The 23174-nt window shown below is 68.1% G+C and carries 23 protein-coding genes; 22 read left to right on the top strand and 1 reads right to left on the bottom strand.

What is annotated here, in order from left to right:
* Positions 1-32: 32 nt before the first annotated feature.
* The 22 genes from PWF70_RS14520 to PWF70_RS14415 all read left to right on the top strand — a co-directional run bounded on the left by PWF70_RS14520 (position 33) and on the right by PWF70_RS14415 (position 21767).
* Entirely contained in the window at positions 33-1427 is a 1395-nt protein-coding gene (locus tag PWF70_RS14520) for an HNH endonuclease signature motif containing protein (RefSeq protein ID WP_042375907.1), read from the top strand.
* 103 nt (positions 1428-1530) lie between these two features.
* Positions 1531-1989 carry an OsmC family protein gene (locus PWF70_RS14515; protein WP_042375863.1) on the top strand — a complete coding sequence of 153 codons (459 nt, stop codon included), beginning with the start codon at positions 1531-1533 and terminating at the stop codon, positions 1987-1989.
* Positions 1990-1993: 4 nt separating this feature from the next.
* Entirely contained in the window at positions 1994-2275 is a 282-nt protein-coding gene (locus tag PWF70_RS14510) for an acylphosphatase (protein WP_042375867.1), read from the top strand.
* Positions 2276-2333: 58 nt separating this feature from the next.
* Positions 2334-5942, top strand: a complete 3609-nt coding sequence (gene smc / locus PWF70_RS14505) for a chromosome segregation protein SMC (RefSeq protein WP_241548859.1) — start codon at positions 2334-2336, stop codon at positions 5940-5942.
* A complete protein-coding gene (ftsY, locus tag PWF70_RS14500) occupies positions 5939-7480 on the top strand; it encodes a signal recognition particle-docking protein FtsY (RefSeq protein WP_042375873.1) in 1542 nt (513 codons plus the stop codon). Before smc ends, ftsY begins: the two co-directional genes overlap by 4 nt.
* A gap of 210 nt (positions 7481-7690) precedes the next feature.
* Positions 7691-9043 (top strand): ammonium transporter, encoded by a 1353-nt coding sequence (locus tag PWF70_RS14495; RefSeq protein ID WP_042375875.1) that lies wholly within the window; start codon positions 7691-7693, stop codon positions 9041-9043.
* A 50-nt stretch (positions 9044-9093) separates the two neighbouring features.
* Positions 9094-9432 carry a P-II family nitrogen regulator gene (locus tag PWF70_RS14490; RefSeq protein ID WP_005198965.1) on the top strand — a complete coding sequence of 113 codons (339 nt, stop codon included), beginning with the start codon at positions 9094-9096 and terminating at the stop codon, positions 9430-9432.
* A gap of 115 nt (positions 9433-9547) precedes the next feature.
* A complete protein-coding gene (locus PWF70_RS14485) occupies positions 9548-12088 on the top strand; it encodes a [protein-PII] uridylyltransferase (protein WP_081790108.1) in 2541 nt (846 codons plus the stop codon).
* 38 nt (positions 12089-12126) lie between these two features.
* Positions 12127-13686 carry a signal recognition particle protein gene (gene ffh / locus PWF70_RS14480; protein ID WP_006357920.1) on the top strand — a complete coding sequence of 520 codons (1560 nt, stop codon included), beginning with the start codon at positions 12127-12129 and terminating at the stop codon, positions 13684-13686.
* 3 nt (positions 13687-13689) lie between these two features.
* Positions 13690-14784 (top strand): amidohydrolase family protein, encoded by a 1095-nt coding sequence (locus tag PWF70_RS14475; RefSeq protein WP_006357919.1) that lies wholly within the window; start codon positions 13690-13692, stop codon positions 14782-14784.
* A 401-nt stretch (positions 14785-15185) separates the two neighbouring features.
* Positions 15186-15638 carry a 30S ribosomal protein S16 gene (gene rpsP / locus PWF70_RS14470; RefSeq protein WP_006357918.1) on the top strand — a complete coding sequence of 151 codons (453 nt, stop codon included), beginning with the start codon at positions 15186-15188 and terminating at the stop codon, positions 15636-15638.
* Positions 15635-15877 carry an RNA-binding protein gene (locus tag PWF70_RS14465; protein ID WP_286352652.1) on the top strand — a complete coding sequence of 81 codons (243 nt, stop codon included), beginning with the start codon at positions 15635-15637 and terminating at the stop codon, positions 15875-15877. The genes rpsP and PWF70_RS14465 overlap by 4 nt, the downstream gene beginning before the upstream one ends.
* A 26-nt stretch (positions 15878-15903) precedes the next feature.
* Entirely contained in the window at positions 15904-16437 is a 534-nt protein-coding gene (gene rimM, locus PWF70_RS14460; RefSeq protein WP_075862615.1) for a ribosome maturation factor RimM, read from the top strand.
* Positions 16437-17156: a tRNA (guanosine(37)-N1)-methyltransferase TrmD gene (gene trmD / locus PWF70_RS14455; RefSeq protein WP_075862616.1), complete on the top strand. Its 720-nt coding sequence runs from the start codon at positions 16437-16439 to the stop codon at positions 17154-17156. Before rimM ends, trmD begins: the two co-directional genes overlap by 1 nt.
* A gap of 35 nt (positions 17157-17191) precedes the next feature.
* Positions 17192-17545: a YbaB/EbfC family nucleoid-associated protein gene (locus PWF70_RS14450; protein ID WP_075862617.1), complete on the top strand. Its 354-nt coding sequence runs from the start codon at positions 17192-17194 to the stop codon at positions 17543-17545.
* Positions 17542-17877 (top strand): hypothetical protein, encoded by a 336-nt coding sequence (locus PWF70_RS14445; RefSeq protein ID WP_286352651.1) that lies wholly within the window; start codon positions 17542-17544, stop codon positions 17875-17877. Before PWF70_RS14450 ends, PWF70_RS14445 begins: the two co-directional genes overlap by 4 nt.
* A complete protein-coding gene (locus PWF70_RS14440) occupies positions 17874-18875 on the top strand; it encodes a hypothetical protein (protein WP_286352650.1) in 1002 nt (333 codons plus the stop codon). The genes PWF70_RS14445 and PWF70_RS14440 overlap by 4 nt, the downstream gene beginning before the upstream one ends.
* A 156-nt stretch (positions 18876-19031) precedes the next feature.
* Positions 19032-19373, top strand: a complete 342-nt coding sequence (gene rplS, locus PWF70_RS14435) for a 50S ribosomal protein L19 (protein WP_005198975.1) — start codon at positions 19032-19034, stop codon at positions 19371-19373.
* 18 nt (positions 19374-19391) lie between these two features.
* Positions 19392-20243 (top strand): signal peptidase I, encoded by an 852-nt coding sequence (gene lepB / locus PWF70_RS14430; RefSeq protein WP_006357911.1) that lies wholly within the window; start codon positions 19392-19394, stop codon positions 20241-20243.
* Between the two features lie 22 nt (positions 20244-20265).
* Entirely contained in the window at positions 20266-20952 is a 687-nt protein-coding gene (locus PWF70_RS14425; protein ID WP_035754153.1) for a ribonuclease HII, read from the top strand.
* A complete protein-coding gene (locus tag PWF70_RS14420) occupies positions 20949-21260 on the top strand; it encodes a DUF2469 domain-containing protein (protein ID WP_005198978.1) in 312 nt (103 codons plus the stop codon). Before PWF70_RS14425 ends, PWF70_RS14420 begins: the two co-directional genes overlap by 4 nt.
* Before the next feature lie 114 nt (positions 21261-21374).
* Positions 21375-21767, top strand: a complete 393-nt coding sequence (locus tag PWF70_RS14415) for a YraN family protein (RefSeq protein ID WP_006357909.1) — start codon at positions 21375-21377, stop codon at positions 21765-21767.
* 16 nt (positions 21768-21783) lie between these two features.
* Here PWF70_RS14415 and PWF70_RS14410 read toward each other — a convergent pair whose 3' ends face one another.
* Entirely contained in the window at positions 21784-23085 is a 1302-nt protein-coding gene (locus PWF70_RS14410) for a glycoside hydrolase family 183 protein (RefSeq protein WP_286352649.1), read from the bottom strand.
* Positions 23086-23174 lie beyond the last annotated feature (89 nt).

Raw genomic sequence — 23174 nt, 5'->3', positions numbered from 1 at the left:
TTTCGGTGCTGCACGGTGAGAATGTGTCGTCGATGTTCGATGGCGCGGATCCGGCGTCCTTGTCCGATGACGTGTTGGAAAGCAGAGTGCTGGGTTATGCCGCGCAGATCACCGCGCTCACGGCCGAGTTCTTGTCTCTGGTGGCGGAATTGGATGAGCGGGAGTCGTGGCGGGGGCCGGGTGTGCATTCGCTCGCGCACTGGCTCTCGTGGAAGGCGGGTGTCTCTCAACGCACAGCGCAGGAGCAGGTACGGGTGGCGAAGGCTCTGACGGAGTTGCCGTTGATTCGGCAGGCGTTCGGTGCGGGGCGGTTGTCGTATTCGAAGGTGCGGGCGTTGACGCGGGTCGCGACCGCGTTGCGGGAGAAGGAACTGGTGAATCTGGCGTTGTCGTGTACGGCGTCGCAACTGGAGCGGGCGGTCCGTGCGATAGGACAGATCGACCGGGATCGTGGCATCGAGTCGGAGAATCGCCCACCGGTGGAGTCGACAGGCCGGTGGAAGTGGAATGCGGATGGCTCCTTGTCTGTGTCGCTGACGCTGTCTCCGCTAGACGGTGCCCGGCTTCTTGCCGGTGCGGTCCGGGCAGAGTACGAACGCACCCGGACCTGCGACGATGCGGATCTGTCCGCGGTGTCGAGCGTTCCGCGGAACGCTGCAAGCGAGTTGGAAACCGTGGATGGGGAACCGGACTCCGAGGTCAAACCGGCGAATCGTCGGGACCTGTGGCGAAATGTGCCGTCGAATCTGGCGCCGGCGTTGGTGGCCATGGCAGACATGGTGCACGAGGGGATCGCGATGCCTGATCTCGCACCGGGAGCCGAGATCCTGATACATACCGACGAGGGTGGGCAGCAGGCACACCTTGATGACGGGCCGGCACTGTCGGAGGCTGAGTTGGACGAGGCGCACTGCGGTGCTGCGGTTCGGAAGGCGTTGTCCAGCAGGGTTTCCGGAGCGCCGGGGAAGTTGGCGTTGCTGGGGTTGGGGCGTAAGTCGCGGACGCCGAACAAGGCACTCGTCAGGGCGTTGTTCGTGAGAGACCGGTGCTGTCAGATGCCCGGCTGTGAACGCACACGGCATCTGCACGCCCATCACGTGGTGTTCTGGTCGGCCGGTGGGGAGACCGAGTTGGACAATCTGATCTTGTTGTGTGGAAGCTGTCACCGTGCGTTGCATCGGGGTGAGTTCAGTATCACCGGGCATGGGTCGCAACGGTTTTCGTTCCACCGGCCGGGCGGTTCAGTGATCGACGTGAGTCCCGCGACACACGTGCCGGGGCAATGGTCGCCTGATGCGCGGGTGGCCGCGGATTCGACGGTGCCCGTGGGCGGCGGCAAGCCCGACCTCGGGTATGCGACCGAGGTGATCCACGCGGTGCGGGAATGGAAAGAACGCAACGCAAGCCGAGAGGCGGGAGCTGCCTGACGACGTCGGGCACGACCGGTTCGGGAATTCGTCCTGATCCACGGCTCTTACTATGGTCAGCGGTGCCAGCGCCGCCCCGCCGCCTGAGAGGACTCATCCCAGCATGACGATCGAACAGAACACAGCCACTCCGGCCCAGCCCGCGGAGCCCGCGCACACCGACCTCTGGGTCGAGCGCACCGGGACCCGGCTCTATACCGGCCGCAGCTCGCGCGGTGCCGAGGTGCTGATCGGCTCGCAGGATGTCGAGGGTGTCTTCACGCCGGGCGAGCTGCTGAAGATCGCGCTGGCGGCCTGCACGGGCATGTCGTCGGACCGTCCGCTGTCGCGCCGCCTCGGCGACGACTACGACGCCACGATCCGGGTCAGCGGTGACGCCGACCGTGAGAACGAGGTGTACCCGCGGATCTCCGAGATCCTCGAGGTCGACCTCTCCGAACTCGACCCCGACGCCGCGCAGCGCCTGCTCGTCGTCGTCGAGCGCGCCATCGACGCGGTGTGCACGGTCGGCCGCACCATCAAGGCCGGCGCCGAGGTCGACCTGAAGATCGAGACGGACTGACACCATGACCACCGACCGGGTCCGACTGTCGGCGTTCGTGCACGGCCACGTCCAGGGTGTGGGCTTCCGATGGTGGACGCGGTCGCGGGCCCTGGAGCTCGGTCTGGTCGGCTACGCGTCCAATCAGGCCGACGGACGGGTGCACGTCGTGGCCGAGGGACCCCGCGAGGAGGTGCAGGCGCTGCTCGATGCGCTGCGGTCCGGAGAGACCCCGGGCCGGGTGGATCTGGTCGTCGACAGTCTCGAGTCGGCACGCGGAGACCTGACCGGCTTCCTCGAGCGGTGAGCGCTGAACGGTGAGCGTTGCCCGAAACGCATCGCGATGGTGAGTACTCTGTACCGTCGTGCACCTCAAAAGCCTGACCCTGAAGGGCTTCAAGTCGTTCGCCTCGGCGACGACCCTGCGCTTCGAGCCGGGTATCACGTGCGTCGTCGGTCCCAACGGCTCGGGTAAGTCCAACGTCGTCGACGCCCTGACCTGGGTCATGGGCGAACAGGGCGCCAAGGCGCTGCGCGGCGGGAAGATGCAGGACGTGATCTTCGCCGGCACCTCCGGACGTCCGCCGCTGGGGCGTGCGGAGGTCACGCTGACCATCGACAACGCCGACGGTGCGCTGCCCATCGAATACTCCGAGGTCTCGATCACCCGCCGCATGTTCCGCGACGGCGCCGGCGAATACGAGATCAACGGCAGCACCTGCCGCCTCATGGACGTGCAGGAATTGCTCTCCGACTCCGGTATCGGCCGCGAGATGCACGTCATCGTCGGCCAGGGCCGCCTGTCGGCGATCCTGGAGTCGCGTCCCGAGGACCGTCGCGCGTTCATCGAGGAGGCCGCAGGCGTCCTCAAACACCGCAAACGCAAGGAAAAAGCGGTCCGCAAGCTCGACGCGATGCAGGCCAACCTGGCGCGTCTCACCGACCTCACCGCCGAGCTACGGCGTCAGCTCAAGCCGCTCGGCAGACAGGCCGAGGTCGCCCGCCGGGCGCAGACCGTGCAGGCCGATCTCCGCGACGCCCGGCTGCGCCTCGCCGCCGACGACCTGGTGATCCGCCGAGCCGAGATGGCCGAACACGCCGCCGTCGAGGACGAGGTCCGGCGCCGCCAGGACGAGGTGGCCGAGCAACTCGACGAGGCCAACGCGCAGGTCACCGAACACGAACAGCATCTCGCCGAGGTCACCCCGGCCGCCGCGGCGGCGAGCCGCGCCTGGTTCCGGCTGTCGGCGCTGGCCGAACGCGTCGACGCGACCCGCCGGGTCGCCGCCGAACGCAGCCGCTACCTCAGCGAGACCGCCACCGAGGCCACCGGACCCGATCCCGAGGAACTCGAGGAACAGGCCCTCGAAGCCGCCGAACTCGAGGCCGAACTGACCGAGGGCGTCGAGATCGCCGCCGAACAGCTCGAGACGGCACGCGAGGTGCTCCGCGAGCGCGAATCGATCGCCGAGGCCGCGGAAGCGGCACACCTGGCCGCCGTCCAGGCCATCGCCGACCGTCGGGAGGGTCTGGCCCGTCTGGAGGGCCAGGTCGACAACCTGCGGACGCGGTCGGAATCGGTCGACGCCGAGGCCGACCGCTTGACCGCTGCCATCGCCCACGCCACCGAGCGTGCGGAAAATGCTGCCTCACAACAAGATTCGGCGGCCAGTGAACTCGCGCAGCTGGAATCCTCCGAGCAGGCCCTCGACGAACACCACGAACGGTGCGTCGCCGCGCTGAACCTGTCCAACGAACGCGTCGCGACCCTGCAGGCCGAGCACCGCGAAGCCGAGCAGTCCATCGCCTCGCTGTCGGCGCGCGTGGAAGCCCTCGCCATGGGTCTCGAGCGCAACGACGGCGGTGCCTGGCTGCTCGACAACGCGCCCGACGGGTTACTCGGACCGATGTCGGAACTGCTCACCGTCGAGCCCGGTTTCGAGACCGCGATCGCCGGCGCCCTCGGCCCCGCGGTCGACGGCATCGTCACCGTTGACGGCATGGCGGCCATCCGTGCGCTCGAGGCCCTCAAATCCGGCGACGGGGGACGGGCCGCGCTGATCTGCGGTGGCCTCACCGAATCCGTCCGACCACGAGACGTCGCACTGCCCGACGGTGTGCGGTGGGCGGCTTCGGCGGTGACCTGCGGGCCGGAGATCCGCAACGCGATCGACACCGTCCTCGCCGACACCGTCGTCGTCGACGATCCGGCCCAGGGACTCGAGATCGCCCGTCGCCACGGCGTGCGCGTGGTCACCCACGCCGGCGACCGCATCGGCCCCGCGTCGATCGAGGGTGGCTCGTCGCGTCGCCCGTCGACGCTCGAGGTGCAGTCGGCCATCGACGCCGCGACCGAGGAACTCGCCGCCACCCGCCGCCGCGTCGAAGAGCTGGAGGCGGCACTCGACGGTGCTCTCACCGAACAGCGCGAACGCCGCGAAGCGGCGGAGGAAGCGCTCGCCGCGCTGCACGAATCGGATTCCAGTGTCGGCGCCGCCTATGAGCAGATGGCCCGGCTCGGCCACGAGATCCGCACCGCCCGTGCGGAGGCCGATCGCTTCACGCGTCAACGCAACCTCTTGGAAAAGGGTCGCGCCGAGACCCTGGAATCCCTGCACGAACTCGAGGAACGGTTGCGGCTGGCCCGCGACGAGTCGGATTCCGGACCGGAGATGGCGGCCGACGACTCCGAGCGGTCCACGGCCGCGGCAGCGGTCGGGATCGCCCGCGGCACCGAGATGGAGGCCCGCCTGGCACTGCGCACCGCCGAGGAACGTCTCGCCTCGGTGCGTGGGAAGGCCGACTCGTTGCGTCGAGCCGCCCAGCGTGAGCGGGAAGCACGGGAACGGGCGCGTCGTCAGGACGAGATCCGCCGGCAGGCCGCGGGTGTCGCGGCGGCGGTCGAGCGGGCCGGTGCCCGGGTCGCCGAACGTCTCGCGGCGGCGGTCGCGTCGGCGCAGGCGGGTCGCGACGAACTCGAGGAGATCCGGATCGCGCGGTCGGCGACTCTCGACGAGCTGCGCGTGCGGGCCGGTGAACTGACCACCACGCTGAACTCGTTGCGCGACACCGTGCATCGCGACGAGGTGGCCCGCGCCCAGGTGGCACTGCGCATCGAGCAGCTCGAGGAGCAGATCCTCGAGACGTTCGCGATGTCACCCGACGACCTGATCGCCGAATACGGTCCCGACGTACCGATGCCGCCCTCGGCACTGGAGATGCAGGAGTACGAGGAGGCCAAGGCGCGCGGCGACCAGGTGGTGGCCCCGGCGCCGATGCCGTACGACCGCGCCACCCAGGAGGCGCGCGCGAAGAAGGCGCAGAAGGACCTCAACACCCTCGGCCGGGTCAACCCGCTCGCGCTCGAGGAGTTCGCGGCGCTGGAGGAACGCTACAACTTCCTGTCCTCGCAGCTCGAGGACATCAAGGCCGCCCGTAAGGACCTGCTCGACGTCATCGAGGACGTGGACGCCCGCATCCTGCAGGTGTTCACCGAGGCCTACGCCGATGTCGAGCGAGAGTTCGGCCAGGTCTTCCAGACGCTGTTCCCCGGCGGTGAGGGCCGCCTGGTGCTGACCGAGCCCAACGACATGCTCACCACCGGCATCGAGGTGGAGGCCCGGCCGCCGGGTAAGAAGGTGAAGAGGCTGTCGCTGCTGTCGGGCGGGGAGAAGTCCCTGACCGCGGTCGCGATGCTCGTGGCGATCTTCCGCGCCCGCCCGTCGCCGTTCTACGTCATGGATGAGGTCGAGGCGGCGCTCGACGACACCAACCTGCGCCGACTCATCAAGCTGTTCGAGCAGCTGCGGGAGAAATCGCAGCTGATCGTCATCACACATCAGAAGCCCACGATGCAGATCGCCGACGCCCTCTACGGCGTCAGCATGCGCGGGGACGGCATCACGACCGTCATCTCGCAGCGCATGCGCGGCGTGAACATGCCCGTGGCTCAACAGGAGGACACCAGCCAGTGAACACCGGAATCATCATCGGGATCGTCATCGCGGTGGTCGTCATCGCCGCGCTGATCGTGATCGGACTGGTGCTGGCGCGTCGTCGTCGCATCTCGCTGTCCGACACGACGACGCAGCCGGAGATCGTCGACGGCACCACCCGTCAGGTCGACCGGTCCGGGGGATACCAGGCGGGGTCGGGCTTCAGTTTCAGTCGCGGTGACACGGCTCTGGCCGAACCGCCGGCCCGCAAGCCGGAACCACCGCGTGAGCCGGAACCGCAGCCCAAGCCGGAAGCGCCGGTCCAGCCGGTGGCGGAGCGCACCGACGTCGACGGCCAGCCCGCGATCGGCGACGACGCCGCGGTACCGCGTGACTCCCATCGCCGCGGGATCACCGAGGTGTCCCTCCCGGATGTGATCGAACCGGCCGAGGCGGAGCCGGAGACTGTCGAGCCGGAGACGACCGAGCCGGAGGCGAAGGTCGCAGAACCGGAAACCACCGAGCCGGAGGCGCCGGAGGCAGCCCAGGCCCCGGCGGTCGAGACTCCGGCGGTCGAGGAGCCGGTGGTCGAACCTCCAGTGACCACAGCGCCCGACGATGCGTCGGGTGCGGTGGCGGCACCGCCGCGCGAGGAGATCGCGCCGACTGCGGGGCGTCTGGGCAAGCTGCGCGGACGGCTGTCGCGGTCGCAGGGTGCGATCGGCAAGAGCGTGCTCGGTCTGCTCGGCGCGGGTGACCTCGACGAGGACAGCTGGGAGGAGATCGAGGACACCCTGCTGATGGCCGACCTCGGTACGGCCACCACCATGACCGTCGTCGAGAACCTCCGTACGGAACTGGCCGCCAACCCGGTGAAGAACGCGGGGGAGGCGCGGGCTCTCCTGAAACGGGTGCTCGTCGAGCAGCTCGATCCGACCCTGGACCGGTCGATCCGCGCGCTGCCGCATGCGGGGCGTCCGGCCGTCGTGCTGGTGGTCGGGGTCAACGGCACCGGAAAGACCACGACCACCGGCAAGCTGGCCCGTGTTCTCGTCGCCGACGGGCGTCGCGTACTGCTGGGGGCCGCCGACACCTTCCGTGCGGCCGCCGCCGATCAGCTGCAGACCTGGGGTGAGCGGGTCGGAGCGGAGATCGTGCGCGGCAAGGAGCAGGCCGATCCGGCCGCCGTGGCGTTCGACGCGGTCGACCGCGGGATCGCCACGGGTGTCGACGTCGTCATGATCGACACCGCGGGCCGACTGCACACCAAGACCGGCCTGATGGACGAGCTGGGCAAGGTCAAGCGAGTGGTGGAGAAGAAGGCGCCCGTCGACGAGGTGCTGCTCGTGCTCGACGCCACCGTCGGCCAGAACGGTCTGATGCAGGCGCGGGTGTTCGCCGAGGTCGTCGACATCACCGGCGTGGTGCTGACCAAGCTCGACGGCACGGCCAAGGGCGGCATCGTCTTCCATGTCCAGAAGGAGCTCGGGGTGCCGGTGAAACTGGTGGGTCTGGGCGAGGGCGCGGACGATCTGGCACCGTTCGAGCCGGAGGCGTTCGTCGACGCACTGCTGTGAAGTCGATTCACGATCGGCAAACCGGGGCGCAGTAGTGCCGGGATGAAACTGAGACAGGCCTCAGAGGCAACCTCGTATTTTACCTGAGCGAAATATAAATCGTTCATCGGGTTACGTGCCCGAAACGTCAAGGCACCACTGCCGAAACCGAGTGCCGACAAAGTCTTGGGAGGCGCCGAGCCGTCGGCGCATCCTGAGGAGGTTTTCACAGTGGTTTTGGCTCAGTTGCCAAACGAATCGTTTGGCCCTATCGACACGGGCAACACGGCATTCATGCTTGTGTCGGCCGCGCTTGTGTTGCTGATGACCCCAGGTCTCGCGTTCTTCTACGGGGGGTTGGCGCGCGGCAAGTCCGTCCTGAACATGATGATGATGTCGTTCGGTGCGTTGGCGTCGATCAGTGTCGTCTACGTCCTGTGGGGCTTCTCGATGTCGTTCAGTGACGGCATCACCGGTGAGAGCGACATTCTCGGTATCTTCGCCAACCCGTTCGCGCTGTTCGGGTCCGACCAGCTCATGAGCACGATCGGCGAGGGCGACAGCGAGCAGTTCGTCACCGGTGGATTGTCGATCCCGGCGATCGTCTTCATGGGCTTCCAGCTGACCTTCGCGGTCATCACCGTTGCCCTCATCAGTGGTGCGCTGGCCGAGCGGGTGAAGTTCTCGACCTGGATGGTCTTCACCGTCCTGTGGTCGACGATCGTGTACTTCCCTCTGTCCCACATGGTCTGGGGAGGCCTGGTCGGCGGCGGCGGTCTTCTCGGTGCCGGTGAGGACGGTCTCGCGGCCAAGATGTTCGGAACCGACAGCGAGGGCGCAGCCAATGTCGCACCGATCGACTTCGCGGGTGGCACCGTCGTGCACATCAACGCCGGTATCGCAGCGCTGGTGCTGGTCCTCATCATCGGCAAGCGCGTCGGGTTCGGGCGCACCGCATACCGTCCGCACAACATCCCCTTCGTGATGCTCGGCGCGGCACTCCTGTGGTTCGGCTGGTTCGGTTTCAACGTCGGGTCCGAGCTGGGCGCCGACCTTCTCGCCGGCCAGGTGTGGGTCAACACGACCGCCGCGACCGCCGCCGCGATCATCGGCTGGCTCGCAGTCGAACTCATTCGAGACAAGCACGCCACCAGCGTCGGCGCCGCATCGGGCATCGTGGCCGGTCTGGTCGCGATCACCCCGGCCTGTGGTGCGCTGACCCCGGTCGGCTCGCTGATCCTGGGTGTCATCGCAGGTGCGCTGGCCGCTCTCGCCATCGGTCTGAAGAACAAGTTCGGCTACGACGACTCGCTCGATGTCGTCGGCGTCCACCTGGTCGCCGGCCTGTGGGGCACCCTCGCCATCGGTCTCCTGGGCAAGGACGTCGGTCTCCTCTGGGGTGGCGATTACAAGCAGCTCGTGGTGCAGGCGGTCATCGCCTTCTTCGCGCTGGCCTTCACCGCTGTGCTCACCGCGATCATCGCCTTCGCCCTCAAGCCGCTCGGCTGGCGTGTCAGCGATGAGGACGAGAAGAGCGGCATCGACGAGGCAGAACACGCCGAGACTGCCTACGAGCTGGCATGACGCTCACGCCAAATCGCTACTACGCTGACACCCGTGGAGAGGGATAACAAATGAAGCTGATCACTGCAATCGTCAAGCCGTTCACGCTCGAGGACGTCAAAGCCGGCCTGGAGCAGGCGGGAATCCTGGGTATGACCGTCAGCGAGGTCCAGGGTTACGGACGCCAGAAGGGACACACCGAGGTCTACCGCGGCGCCGAGTACTCGGTCGACTTCGTGCCGAAGGTCCGCGTCGAGGTCGTCGTCGACGACTCGGCCGTGGACAAGGTCGTCGACGTGATTGTCGAGGCCGCCCGTACCGGCAAGATCGGTGACGGCAAGGTGTGGGTCTCGCCGGTCGAGTCGGTGGTGCGCGTCCGCACCGGCGAGCGCGGCGGCGACGCTCTGTAAGTGAGCTCGTGCCCTTTCTGAACCCCAGCGCGGCCCCGCGTCCGACGACGAGTCGGGCGCGGGGCCGCACCGTTCAACCCCCGAGACCGAGGAGCCTCCCGTAGCCGCCACCGACCTGGCCAAGACCCGCCGGCAGCTCACCGAGTCGAGCCGGAACGGGAAACTCGACGCACCGGCGCTCCGCCAGGTGCTCGTCGACCTGCACGAGTTCTGGCTCACCAGCAAGGGCGCCGAGCTCGGCATCAAGTCCCACAGCGGATTCGCGATCGTCGCGGTCGGCGGTCTGGGACGCGGCGAACTGCTGCCGTACTCCGACCTCGACCTGATCCTGCTGCACGACGACATGCCCGTCGAGCGGGTGTCCGAGGTCGCCGACGGGCTCTGGTATCCGTTGTGGGACGCCAACATTCCCCTTGACCACAGCGTCCGGACCGTGCCGCAGGCGCTGCAGGTCGCAGGCGAGGACGTGACCGCCGCCCTCGGCCTGCTCGAGGCCCGCCACATCGCAGGCGACGAGGACCTGTCGAGCCTGCTGATCGGTGGCGTACGCCAGCAGTGGCGCAACGACATCCGTAATCGTTTCCCCGACGTGGTCGCCCATGCGCAGGATCGCTGGCGTCGTGCCGGCGACATCGCGCACCGCGCGGAACCCGACCTGAAGAACGGTCGAGGAGGGCTGCGCGACGTCCAGCTCCTCGGTGCCCTGGCGATCGCCCAGCTCACCGACGGAATGGCGAGTCTGCGGCCGGATTCCCCCGGCGCCGGACCGCAGGTCGCGTACGAGCGTCTCCTCGACATCCGGACCGAGCTGCACCGCATAGCTGGTCGCCCGCGCGAGCAGGTCCGCGCCCAGGACGCCGACGAGATCGGTGCCGCGCTGCGGATCGGGGACCGGTTCGACCTGGCGCGCGTCATCAGCGACTCCGCCCGAACCATCAGCTATTCCATCGACGTCGGTCTGCGGACCGCGGGGAATGCTCTCCCGCGTCGCGGGCTGGCCAAGCTGCGCCGTTCCCCGCTGCGTCGTCCGCTCGACGAGGGCGTGGTCGAGCACAGTGGTGAGATCGTGTTGGCGCGCAACGCGATTCCGAGCAAGGACCCCGGGCTCATCCTCCGCGTGGCTGCCGCCTCGGCGCGGACGGGCCTGCCGATCAGCGCATCGACCCTGAGCCGACTGGCCGACTACGCACCGGAGCTGCGGGAGCCGTGGCCGGCCGAGGCGCGCAGCGACCTGCTGGTCCTGCTCAGCTCGGGCCACCACATGGTCGACCCGATCGAGGCGCTCGACCGCACCGGGCTCTGGGGTCGGCTGCTGCCGGAATGGGGTGCGGTGCGCGACCTCCCGCCGCGCGATGCGATCCACACCTGGACCGTCGATCGTCACCTCGTGGAGACCGCGGCCTACGCGAGCTCGATGACGACGCGGGTCTCGCGGCCCGATCTCCTCGTCCTCGGAGCGCTCATCCACGACCTCGGCAAGGGGCGGGGAGCCGACCACAGCATCGTCGGCGCCGAACTCGCGGTCCAGATCGGCAACCGGTTCGGTCTGTGGCCGCAGGACGTGACGATCCTGTCCGACATGGTGCGGCATCACCTCCTGCTGCCGCAGGTCGCGACGCGCCGCGACCTCGACGACCCGGCCACCGCCGAATTCGTCGCGACCACACTGGGTCACAACCGGGTGCTGCTGGAACTCCTTGCGGCACTGGCCGAAGCGGATTCGCGGGCGACCGGACCCGGCGTGTGGGGGGAGTGGAAGGCCTCACTCATCGGTGAGCTCGTCAGGCGGTCCATGCGCCACATCGACGGCGTTCCACCGGCCGTGCCCGAGCCGTTGACCCCCGAGCAGCTGGCGATTGCCGCCGAGGGGGACTTCGCGGTCCGGCTGGTGCGCGCCGACGGGCAGCACACCTACGACGTCACGATGGTGGCGCCGGATCAGCCCGGACTGCTGTCGAAGATGGCCGGGGTGCTCGCGCTCGGCGGTCTGCGCTCGCACAAGGCCTGCGCCCAGAGCCACGACGGCAAGGCGATCAACTCCTTCATCGTCGTGCCGATGTTCGGCAGTCCGCCCGACGCGGGTCTGCTCCGCCAGCAGCTCATCGCCTCGGTGAACGGCAAGATCGACGTCCTCGCGCGCCTCGATGCGCGCGAGCGGGACTCGCCGATACCGACGATCGCCTCGGTCAGCACCCTGCCCGGGACGATGGTGAGCCTCGGGGCGAGTGCCGGCAGCACCGATCCCGACGTCGACGGGGCGGGTCACCCGAAGAACGCCGTGCCCGCACTGTTCGCGGTCGCGCCGCCGCGGGTGACCTGGCTCGATGCCCCGGAGCCCGACGCCGCCGAGGGTGCGGTGCTGCTCGAGGTCCGGTCCGACGACCGGATCGGGTTGCTGAGCCGAGTGAGTTCGGTGCTGGAGAAGTTCGGTGCCGACATCCGGTGGGCGAAGGTCTCGACCCTGGGTGCGACCGTCGTCGACATCTTCAGCCTGCGGTTGGCCCCGAATGCCGAAACCGCCGACACCGAGCAGTTGCGTGCGACGATCACCGACGCGATCATCGCGGTGTGCCCGCCGCCGCAGCCCAAGCGTGACGAGGAGGACGGCCCGCAGACGCCCGGCGGGACGGGACGGTCCGGAGTGCCGATCTCCTAAATGGAATGACCGGGGAACCACATGGAAGGATGGGACCCATGTTCGATTCCCTCTCCGACCGGTTGACCGGTGCCCTGAAGGACCTCCGCGGCAAGGGGCGGCTCTCCGATGCCGACATCGACCGCACCTGCCGCGAGATCCGGCTCGCCCTGCTCGAGGCCGACGTCTCGCTGCCGGTGGTGCGCGCCTTCATCGCGCGGATCAAGGAACGGGCGAAGGGTGCGGAGGTCTCCGCGGCGCTGAACCCGGCCCAGACGGTCGTCAAGATCGTCAACGAGGAACTCATCGGCATCCTCGGCGGCGAGACCCGCCGGGTGCGGTTCGCGAAGAACCCGCCCACGGTCATCATGTTGGCCGGTCTGCAGGGCGCCGGTAAGACGACCCTCGCCGGCAAGCTGGGCAACTGGCTCAAGCAGCAGGGACACACGCCGCTGCTGGTGGCCTGTGACCTCCAGCGTCCGGGCGCGGTCTCGCAGCTGCAGATCGTCGGCGAGCGTGCGGGCGTGCCGGTCTTCGCGCCGCACCCCGGCACGGGCGTCGGCGGCGAGGGAACACTCGGCGTCACCTCCGGCGACCCGGTCTCGGTCGCCCGAGCCGGTGTCGAGGAGGCGAAGGCCAAGCACTACGACGTCGTCGTCATCGACACCGCGGGCCGCCTCGGTATCGACGCCGAGCTTATGAAGCAGGCCTCCGACATCCGCGACGCCACCACGCCCGACGAAGTGCTGTTCGTCGTCGACGCGATGATCGGTCAGGACGCGGTCACCACCGCCGAGGCCTTCGCCGACGGCGTCGGTTTCACCGGTGTCGTGCTGACCAAACTCGACGGCGACGCCCGCGGCGGTGCCGCCCTGTCGGTACGCGAGGTCACCGGTCAGCCGATCATGTTCGCGTCCTCCGGCGAGAAGCTCGAGGACTTCGACGTTTTCCACCCCGACCGCATGGCCAGCCGGATCCTCGGCATGGGCGACGTGCTCAGCCTCATCGAGCAGGCCGAGCAGCACTGGGACGCCGAGCAGGCCGAGGCCGCCGCGGCCAAGATCACGCAGGGTGAGCTGACCCTCGAGGACTTCCTCGAACAGATGCTGATGATCCGCAAGATGGGACCCATCGGCAACATCCTGGGCATGCTCCCCGGCGCGGGCCAGATGAAGGACGCGCTGTCGCAGGTCGACGACAAGCAGCTCGACCGGGTCCAGGCGATCATCCGCGGCATGACCCCCGCCGAGCGGGACAACCCGAAGATCATCAACGCCTCGCGCCGCCTGCGTATCGCCAACGGTTCGGGCGTGACCGTCAGTGAGGTCAACCAGCTCGTCGACCGCTTTTTCGAGGCCCGCAAGATGATGGCCCAGATGTCGGGGCGCATGGGCATGGGCGGGATGAACCGGAAGTCCAACCGCAAGGGCAAGAAGGGGAAGAAGGGCAAGGGACGCGGTCCCACGCCGCCGAAGGTGCGCGGTGGCTTCCCGGGGATGCCGGGTGGTATGCCCGCCGGCTTCCCGGACCTGTCCAACATGCCCGCCGGACTCGACCAGCTGCCGCCGGGCCTCGAGGGCATCGACGTCTCCCAGTTCCAGCCCAAGAAGAAGAAGTAGCCGATGGGCGGCACGGCGGAGGGTGACACGGCCCGCCACTACCGCGGCACCGATCCGCTCACCGGCGAACCGATCGAGTTCTGGGTGTCCGGTGAGACCATCAGCCACACGGCCATCGCCGATGCCGAGACCGCTGTCGACGGCGGCTGGATTCTGCCCGGTCTCGTCGACGCCCACAATCACGTCGGCATCGCACCCGGCCTCGGCGTCGACATCGAGCAGGCCCGCGGTTTCGCGTACGCCGACGCCCGGGCCGGGACGCTCCTGATCCGCGAGGTCGGCTCACCGCTCGACACCCACCCGCTCGACGATGATCCGGCGTGTCCGCGGTTCATCCGCTCCGGCAAGCACATCGCCCGGCCCAAGCGCTATCTGCGCGACTACGGAGTCGACCTCGACGACCCAGACGAGCTGGCCGCCGAGGTGGCACGCCAGGCGCGGGCCGGCGACGGCTGGGTGAAGATCGTGGGGGACTGGATCGACCGCGACGCCGGCGACCTCGCGCCGCTGTGGACGCGGGACCAGATCGAGGCCGCCGTCGCCGTCGCACACGAACACGGCGCCCGGATCACCGCGCACGTCTTCGGCACCGACGCCCTCGTCGACCTCATCGGAGCCGGTGTCGACTGCATCGAACACGGCACCGGGCTCACCGCCGATCTGATCGATCAGCTCGTCGAACGCTCGATCGCGTTGGTGCCCACCATGATCCAGGTGGAGAACTTCCCGGGCATCGCCGACGGCGCCGAGCGGTTCCCGACCTACGCCGCCCACATGCGCCGGTTGCACGCCGACGCGCCGAAGGTGTTCGAATCCGCCCGCGAGGCCGGGGTCGCGATCTTCGCCGGGACCGACGCCGGCGGGTTCGTCGAGCACGGGCGCATCGTCGACGAGATCGAGGCGCTCTCGAAGGTCGGTCTGGGCAACGCCGGGGCGATCGCAGCAGCGTCCGTGCAACCTCGACAGTGGCTCGGCGCCGACCTCCTGGCCGACGGCGACCGCGCCGATTTCGTGGTCTACGGCGAGAACCCTTGCGATGACCTGGGGGTCCTGCGTCATCCGCAGGCAGTGGTGTCGTCGGGCCGAAACATTCTGTGAGCAACGCCACAAGGTGACTGCTGGTTGCGTTTACCTACTGCCGCGTAAGGTAGCAACCGCGTTGCACAGGTTCGTAAGGGGACGAACCGATCAGCTCAGTGCAGACCCCGCCGAAACCGGGGGTGAAAACGGGGTTTCGGTGAGGGTCGCGCAAGCCTGGGGGCCGAATTCATCGGTAGGCAAGTGGCGTTGACGACGTACGGCATGTGGTTGTTCTCGCGGGGTGGACAACCACATGCCGGATTTCTTTCCGGAGCCTCTGGTCTGGCAGAATGGCTCGACGGTTCGTCGGATGCGGTCACGGCCGCCCGACGGTCACACCGAAACAGACGCAAAACCGGGTCCACCATTCCGGGTGGGTCGCAGAATTGCGCAGTGACCACACGAAAGTAGAAGAAGTCATGGCTGTCAAGATCAAGCTCACGCGGCTCGGCAAGATCCGCAACCCGCAGTACCGCATCGTCGTCGCCGACGCTCGGACCCGCCGCAACGGCCGGGTGATCGAGACCATCGGCAAGTACCACCCGAAGGAAGAGCCCTCGCTGATCGAGGTCGACTCCGAGCGCGCCCAGTACTGGCTGGGTGTCGGCGCACAGCCGACCGAGCCTGTGGCCGCGATCCTCAAGGTCACCGGTGACTGGCAGAAGTTCAAGGGCCTGCCGGGCGCCGAGGGCACCCTGAAGACCGCCGAGGCGAAGCCGTCCAAGCTCGACGTGTTCAACGCTGCGCTCGCCGCCGCCGAGAACGAGCCGGTCGCCGCGGCCACCACCCCGAAGAAGAAGGCCGCCAAGAAGGACGAGGCCCCGGCAGAGGAAGCTGCCGCCGAGGCTCCTGCCGCCGAGGGTGACGCGTGAGCGCTGTGGTCGCCGACGCGGTCGAGCATCTCGTCCGCGGAATCGTCTCGAACCCTGACGACGTCCGGGTCGACCTCGTCACCGGTCGTCGCGGCCGGCTCGTCGAGGTCCACGTGAGCCCCAACGATCTGGGTAAGGTCATCGGCCGCAACGGTCGGACGGCCACCGCCCTGCGCACCCTCGTCTCCGGTATCGGCGGACGCGGCATGCGCGTCGACATCGTCGACACCGACCGCTGACGGCCGACTCGCAGGACGAACGCATCGTGGATCTCGTCGTCGGACGCGTCGTGAAGTCGCACGGCATTCGTGGCGAACTCGTCGTCGACGTCCGTACCGACGAACCCGAACTGCGTTTCGCTCGCGGCTCGGTGCTGCGCGGCCGACTGCCGCGCGGTGGCGGAGAACGTGGATTCACCGTGACAGCCGCCCGGGAACATTCCGGGCGGCTGTTGGTGTCTCTCGAGGGCGTCGCCGGCCGCGATGCGGCCGACGCCCTGCGCGGCACCCTGTTTCTCATCGACTCCTCGGAGGTCGAACCGTCCGACGATCCGGACGAGTTCTACGACCATGAACTCGAAGGCGTCCCGGTGCAGCTCACCGACGGAACCGAGGTGGGCGTCGTCGAATCGGTGCTGCACATGCCCGGCGGCGAACTGTTGTCGGTGCGCACCCCCGACAAACGTGAGGTCCTCATCCCGTTCGTGCGGCAGATCGTCCCGACGGTGACCCGCGAACTCATCGTGATCGACCCGCCCGAGGGCCTCCTCGATCCGGACTCGGCCGACGGCGCGCAGTGATGCGCCTCGACATCGTCTCGATCTTCCCCGAATATCTCGATCCGCTGCGGGTTGCATTGCTGGGCAAGGCAATCGACGCCGGCCGCATCAGCGTCGACGTCCACGACCTGCGCGAGTGGACACACGATGTGCACCGCAGCGTCGACGACTCGCCGTACGGCGGCGGACCCGGCATGGTCATGAAGCCCGAGGTGTGGGGGCCGTGTCTCGACGACGTGTGCCCCGACGACGCGCTTCTCGTCGTCCCGACCCCGGCCGGTGTGCCGTTCACCCAGGCGACCGCCCAGCGGTGGAGCGCCGAGAGACATCTCGTCTTCGCCTGCGGCCGCTATGAGGGCATCGACCAGCGTGTCTTCGACGACGCGGCGCGCCGGGTGCGTGTCGAAGAGGTGTCTCTCGGCGACTTCGTCCTCATCGGCGGCGAGGTCGCGGTCATGGCGATGATCGAGGCGACGGTCCGGCTGATCGACGGTGTCCTCGGGAATCCTCGCTCGCACCAAGAGGATTCGTTCTCCGACGGGCTCCTCGAAGGGCCGAGCTACACGCGCCCGGTGAGCTGGCGCGGGCTCGACGTCCCGCCGGTGCTGCTCAGCGGCGATCATGCGAAGGTCGCGCGGTGGCGGCACGAGCAGGCTCTCGAACGGACCCGTGCCCGCCGGCCGGATCTTCTCGCCGAGCCTGTGAATCCCCACGATGGCCCCGAGGCCGATCCCCGCTAGGATTCGGCACAACTCGAGCGCACGGGGGAGGGCAGATGCAGGGCTATGAGGCCATGGTCGACGAACTCGACCGTCAACGCGCCGAACTCGCGCAGACCCGTGCCGCGCTGTCGGCGTTGACCTCCCGTGCGATCAGTCGCGACCGGCTCGTCGCCGTCACCGTCAATGCACGCGGCCTCGCCGTCGACATCTCGATCGATCCCACCGCGTTGCGTCGCTACCGTGCGGATCAGCTCTCCGAACTCCTCACCACCCTCATCGCCGAAGCCGATCATGCGCTGAGTACCCGGCGCAGTGAACTTCTCGCTGCCGCAACGGGTTCCGGAGTGGACTACGCCGACGCCCGTCTCGACACCGCCCGTCTCGACACCGCCCGGACCACCCGATGACGGCCGGAGGGCGCCGGAACCGGATCGCCGCGGACGTGGGCACCGCGGCGGATCTGTCCGCGCGCCTGGCCAACGCCGAGGCGCGGCTGGGTGCGGTGCACTCCGAACTCGTCGAACTGCTCGCCGACATCGACACCGCGGTCGGGGTCGGGGAGGGGGCGATGGCCTTCCGCCGGGGTTTCGGTCCCGCGAGCATCGAGTCGAGTGACCTGCTGCGGACCGCGGTCGCGCGCCTCGCCGAACATCGGCGGGCGCTGACCTCCGGTGTCGAGTCGCTCGCCGCCGCCGATGCCGACGCCGCAGCCGCCTTCGAACCCGGTGACCCGCGGTGAACTCTGCGCCCCGACAGATCGCGGACGAACTCGCACCGGGGGTGTGGCCGGGCGCGGACCCGATGTCGCTCCGTGAGGCCGCACGACGGGCACGCGCCCTCGCCGAATCCGTGGAACGGGTGACCGACGTGGTCGTCTTGGCCACCGCCGCGTACTCATCGCCGGCCGCCGGCGGCGCGGCCGTCGAGGGGGAGTTCGGCGACGCCGTCGTCGACGGGCTGGCCGAGGTCACCGGCGCCGGACCACAGTCCCTGCCCCACGTCGCCGAACGGCTTCGCGCCATGGCCGCGTCATTGGACACCTATGCCGATGTCGTCGTGGAGACCGAGCAGCAGCTGACGACGATCGCCCTCGTCGCCGACCGTGACCGGCATCGTGCGGAGGTCTTCGCCGAGGTCGGGGACGATTCGTGGCGGGTGAGTGCGGCAAGCGCCGGACGTCTGGCCCTGACGGCTGCCGGCGACGACTACACCCAACGGTCCGAGGAGGCCGGACAATCCGCCGGCGGAACCCCGCCCGCGGCGACCAGCGGGATGATGCCGTTCGCCCCGATGGGTGCGATGGGCGGTGCCGGAGCGATGGCCGCGGGCCTGGGTGCCGCAGTGGGCGCCGCCGCGTCGGGCGCCGACCGGGACACCGCCGGGGGAGACCTCACCTGGTTGCGCCGCCGCGCCGACGCCCTGCAGTCGACGGTGCCGCCGACCATCGCGGGCTGGTTCCGGACCGCGGTCGGCGTCGGCGTCGGAGCCCGTGGGCGCCGCGTGGTCGTCGTCGGGACCAACGATCCGCAGCCGTACCAACGCGCGGGGCTCGAACTAGCCGACGACGAGGCGCTGACCGCGAACGGGCGCGCACCCGAACTCGCGATCGTCGAACACATGACGAGCTCGGGGATCACTCCCACGGCGATCGCCGCAGCCACCCCGATGGACTCGGCCACCGTGTCGGCGCTGCGGGCCGCCGACGTGGTCGCGATGGCGCCCGGTTCACAGCGCTGACCGGCGATTTCGTCCGACCGGGGTGTCTCTGGCACAATAGTCGGGTTGCCTGTCCCGTGTGACGGGCACCGACGACTCGGAGTATGAACCGGTCCGAAGCCGCAAGGCCCGCCAGGTTCCTCTGCTCAACGTTCACGCCAGAATAGGACCCAACCAATGAACACGCTCGACTTCCTCGACAAGCAGTCCCTTCGCGACGATGTCCCGGAGTTCGGCCCCGGCGACACCCTCGACGTCCACGTCAAGGTCATCGAGGGCAGCAAGGAACGCGTCCAGGTGTTCAAGGGTGTCGTGATCCGTCGCCAGGGTGGCGGCGTCCGCGAGACCTTCACCGTCCGCAAGGTGTCCTTCGGCGTCGGCGTTGAGCGCACCTTCCCGGTGCACAGCCCGAACATCGCCAAGATCGACGTCCTCACCCGCGGTGACGTCCGTCGCGCCAAGCTCTACTACCTGCGTGATCTGCGCGGCAAGGCCGCAAAGATCAAGGAAAAGCGCTGACGCGTCTACCCTGACGAGGTGGCCGACACACAGCGACCCAGCGACGATCGCGACCTTGACACCGAAGGCAACGACGGTGAGAAGCGTCCCTGGCGGTTGAAGTCCGATCCGGACGAGGCCGAGGACGGCAATCGCAAGTCGGGTTCCGGTTCGTTCTTGCGCGAGGTCGCGATCATCGTGGGGTGCGTCCTGCTCCTCACCTGGCTGCTGCAGACCTTCATCGGCCGGCAGTACGTCATCCCGTCGGAGTCGATGGAGTCGACTCTGATCGGTTGCGACGGGTGCACCAACGATCGCATCGTCATCGACAAGTTGGTCTACCGCTTCGGGGACCCCGAGCCCGGTGACGTCGTCGTCTTCAAGGGACCGTCGGAATCATGGAACGGTGCCTGGGTGTCCCCGCGCTCGACCAACCCGGTCATGCACAAGATGCAGGATGCGCTGTCGTGGTTCGGTTTCGCACCGCCCGACGAGAACAATCTGGTCAAGCGCGTGATCGCGACCGGCGGGCAGACCATCGAGTGCCGCAACGACGAGGGTGTCGGCGTGAAGGTCGACGGCAAGCCGTTGCGCGAGCCGTACATCAACATGGAGCTGCAGCGCGAGACCCTGGCGGCCTTCGGGCCCGCTTCCGGGGTCAGCGACAAGCTGCCGCCGTGCCTCGGCCCCGACTTCGGTCCGATCAAGGTGCCCGAGGGCAACGTGTGGGTGATGGGCGACAACCGCCTCAACTCGCAGGACTCGCGGTACCACGTCGACGACCAGTACCAGGGCACCGTTCCGGTCAGCGACATTCGCGGCAAGGTCCGGACCATCATCTATCCCTTCTCGCGGATCGGTGGTGTCGGGTCGATCAATCCTCAGCAATGACCGTGTGGGGATTGCAGACACCATGAGCCGCTGGCCACCGCGTTCGCCCGTCCGTAGGGCAGCCGGACTGCGGACCTTCGAGTTCGCGCTCCACCGGCAGGGCCTCGGCCCGGTCGCGGGGGTCGACGAGGCCGGTCGCGGTGCGTGCGCCGGGCCGCTGGTGGTCGCGGCATGCGTGCTGAAACCGACGCAGCTGGCCTCCCTCGCCGACCTCGACGACTCCAAGCGGCTCACCGAGAAGACCCGTGAGACGCTGTACCAGTCGGTGACCCGGTACGCGCACGCCTGGAGCGCGGTGATCATCGACGCCGCCGAGATCGACCGGATCGGCATCCATGTCGCGAACATCGAGGGGATGCGCCGAGCGGTCGCCGCACTCGACGTGACTCCCGGATACGTGCTGTCCGACGGATTCGTGGTCCCCGGTCTGACCGCGCCGTCACTCCCCGTGATCGGCGGTGACGGGGCCGCGGCCTGCATCGCGGCCGCGAGCATCATCGCGAAGGTGACGCGGGATCGGATCATGGTCGCGATGGACGCCGACCTGCCCGGCTATGATTTCGCGATCCACAAGGGATACAGCACTGCTCTTCACATGTCCCGCATCGATGCGGCGGGACCGTCACCACAACACCGCATGTCGTACCGGAACGTCGCGGCACGAGTGGTCTCCAGCGCAAACGACGACAGAGATAGGCTTACAGGATGAGTGCTGAGGATCTCGAGAAGTACGAAACCGAGATGGAACTCTCTCTGTACCGCGAGTACAAGGACATTGTCGGCCAGTTCACCTATGTGGTGGAGACCGAGCGGCGCTTCTACCTTGCCAACGCGGTCGAGATGATTCCCCGCAACACCGACGGCGAGGTGTACTTCGAGCTTCGGATGAGTGACGCCTGGGTCTGGGACATGTACCGGCCGGCGCGTTTCGTCAAGCAGGTTCGGGTGATCACCTTCAAGGACGTCAACATCGAGGAGCTCGAGAAGCCGGAGCTACGGCTTCCCGACGAGCCCTGAACTCTCATGGGGTGATCCGGCCACCCTGTGCGTGGTGGGGTGGTTCTCCACAGATTCGGCCGCGGCGGGTGTGTTCCCGCCGCGGCCGAGTCGTGTTCGGGGAACCTTCAGCGCATGAGCAATCGCCGCGCGCACGTGGGCAAGCTGGGGGAGGACATCGCCGCCGAGTTCGTCGGCTCACTGGGTTGGGTTGTGCTGGAGCGCAACTGGCGCAACCGGTATGGCGAGCTCGACCTGATCGCCGTCGACCCGCAAGACCGGGCCGGTCCCACGCTGGTGGTCGTCGAGGTGAAGACGCGTGCCAGCCGCACGTTCGACGACGCCGTGATGGCCGTGACCCCGGACAAGCTCGCCCGGATGCGCCGGCTCGCCCGGACCTGGCTCACGGGGCAGGAACGACGATGGCATCAGATCCGGTTCGACGTCATCAGCGTGCAATTGGATGGCTTCACTCCCGACGACGCCGCGGCGGTGCGTGTGAGGCACCACCGCGGAGTCCACGAGTGAGTCTTCGAAGCGTGGGCTACAACTTGTCGAGGTCGGAGCGGATCAGCATGACGTTGTAGTCGCTCCAGCGGGAGGCGTTGAAGTACAACTCTTTTCCCGTGCCCGTCAGTGCCGGCGAGCTCGGCAACATCATCGGTCCGTAGACCACCGGGTTGCCGGGGGCCACGATGTTGCGCGGCGAGCTCCATGGGCCTTCCGGATGGTCCGCGGTGCGGAGCCGGATCCCGTTGTCCCCGTCGAGCATGAGGTATTTGTTCAGGGAGGGGCTCCACGCCACGGACAGTTCGCTGACCGGCTGACGGGCGACGACGCCTTCGGTGTCGTGGATGTCGCTGATGCTGTTGACCCACCCGGTGTTCTGACCGGACCAGTACTGGTACTTGCCGAGGTCGAGGATGTCCGCCGGCTTGAACCGCGCCAGGAACGCGGCCCCGAAACGGCCGTTGGGCGTACCGAATTGGTAGATGTAGTCCTCTTCATCGGTGCCGGGCCGGCCGCGCATGTACGCGTTCTGCTGGAACTTGCCGTTGTTGACGTCGATCGCGCGCAAGTTGCCGGGGAGTGCGAGGTCGATCGGTGCGTTGATGAGGATGGTGTCGGGGTCGCTGGTCCAGGTCTGACCGTTGTTGTCGGAGTACGCGATACCCGAATAGTTGGTGATCCAGTTGCCTGCCGAACCCCAGGACCGCACCGACATGTAGTTGATGTACTGCCGGAACCCGTTGCCGTGGGGGAGCGAGATCGCGGCGGTCGGGATCGTGGTGACCTCGATGTTCGAGATGCCCAGTGAGGGAATGAGTTCCTGGGCGTAGTTCGGCCTGCCGGGTGCGATCACGGTGCCGGATTCGACATCCCCGGCGACTCCGTCGGGGATGGTGATCTTTCCGTCGCCGAAGTCGTCGTCGTTCGTGCGCAGCAGGACGTTGTGCCGCCATTCCTGGCCGACGACACTGCAGTTGCCGAAGGTGTCGCCGAACGCCATCAACGTCTGCCCCCGGCCGTTGTCCCAGGCGATGCCGAGGTCGGTGCCGCTGATGCCGAAACGGTCGTAGGTGTCGTTGTTGCTGCGCGGCCCGGTGACCCAGCTGAGAACCTTCGAGATGTTCCCGTTGTAGACGGGGAGCGGGCCCTGCGGCCCACGCTCGGGCCCGGTGGAACTGCCCGACGACCCGGTACCGAAACTCGAGCCGGAGCCGGAATTGCCGCACGGCGCGGCCTCTGCGATGCCGGGACCGGCGGTCAGGACGATCGCGGAGGTACCGAGTGCGAAGGCTCCCGCCAGCGCCAGTCGGACACCCTTGGTGAAACGGCTGGGCACTCAGACCTCCGTGTGACAGGTGTTGCTGAAGTTGTGGACGTGACTATTGTTACTAGAGTTGTGTCACGGAAGGCCCCGAGATCGGTCAC

The sequence above is a fragment of the Gordonia sp. Swx-4 genome (assembly GCF_030316175.1).
Taxonomy (GTDB): Bacteria; Actinomycetota; Actinomycetes; order Mycobacteriales; family Mycobacteriaceae; genus Gordonia; species Gordonia alkanivorans.
The sequence above is the reverse complement of the archived record's forward strand: the minus strand, read 5'-3'. Positions and strand labels throughout refer to the sequence as shown.

Bases quoted from the DNA above. Each gene is read 5' to 3' on its own strand.
- PWF70_RS14415 (WP_006357909.1), top strand. From the start codon at position 21,375: ATGAGCAATCGCCGCGCGCACGTGGGCAAGCTGGGGGAGGACATCGCC.
- PWF70_RS14515 (WP_042375863.1), top strand. From the start codon at position 1,531: ATGACGATCGAACAGAACACAGCCACTCCGGCCCAGCCCGCGGAGCCC.
- PWF70_RS14450 (WP_075862617.1), top strand. From the start codon at position 17,192: ATGCAGGGCTATGAGGCCATGGTCGACGAACTCGACCGTCAACGCGCC.
- rpsP (WP_006357918.1), top strand. From the start codon at position 15,186: ATGGCTGTCAAGATCAAGCTCACGCGGCTCGGCAAGATCCGCAACCCG.
- PWF70_RS14520 (WP_042375907.1), top strand. From the start codon at position 33: ATGTTCGATGGCGCGGATCCGGCGTCCTTGTCCGATGACGTGTTGGAA.
- PWF70_RS14510 (WP_042375867.1), top strand. From the start codon at position 1,994: ATGACCACCGACCGGGTCCGACTGTCGGCGTTCGTGCACGGCCACGTC.
- PWF70_RS14420 (WP_005198978.1), top strand. From the start codon at position 20,949: ATGAGTGCTGAGGATCTCGAGAAGTACGAAACCGAGATGGAACTCTCT.
- ffh (WP_006357920.1), top strand. From the start codon at position 12,127: ATGTTCGATTCCCTCTCCGACCGGTTGACCGGTGCCCTGAAGGACCTC.
- PWF70_RS14475 (WP_006357919.1), top strand. From the start codon at position 13,690: ATGGGCGGCACGGCGGAGGGTGACACGGCCCGCCACTACCGCGGCACC.
- PWF70_RS14445 (WP_286352651.1), top strand. From the start codon at position 17,542: ATGACGGCCGGAGGGCGCCGGAACCGGATCGCCGCGGACGTGGGCACC.
- PWF70_RS14425 (WP_035754153.1), top strand. From the start codon at position 20,266: ATGAGCCGCTGGCCACCGCGTTCGCCCGTCCGTAGGGCAGCCGGACTG.
- rplS (WP_005198975.1), top strand. From the start codon at position 19,032: ATGAACACGCTCGACTTCCTCGACAAGCAGTCCCTTCGCGACGATGTC.
- PWF70_RS14490 (WP_005198965.1), top strand. From the start codon at position 9,094: ATGAAGCTGATCACTGCAATCGTCAAGCCGTTCACGCTCGAGGACGTC.
- trmD (WP_075862616.1), top strand. From the start codon at position 16,437: ATGCGCCTCGACATCGTCTCGATCTTCCCCGAATATCTCGATCCGCTG.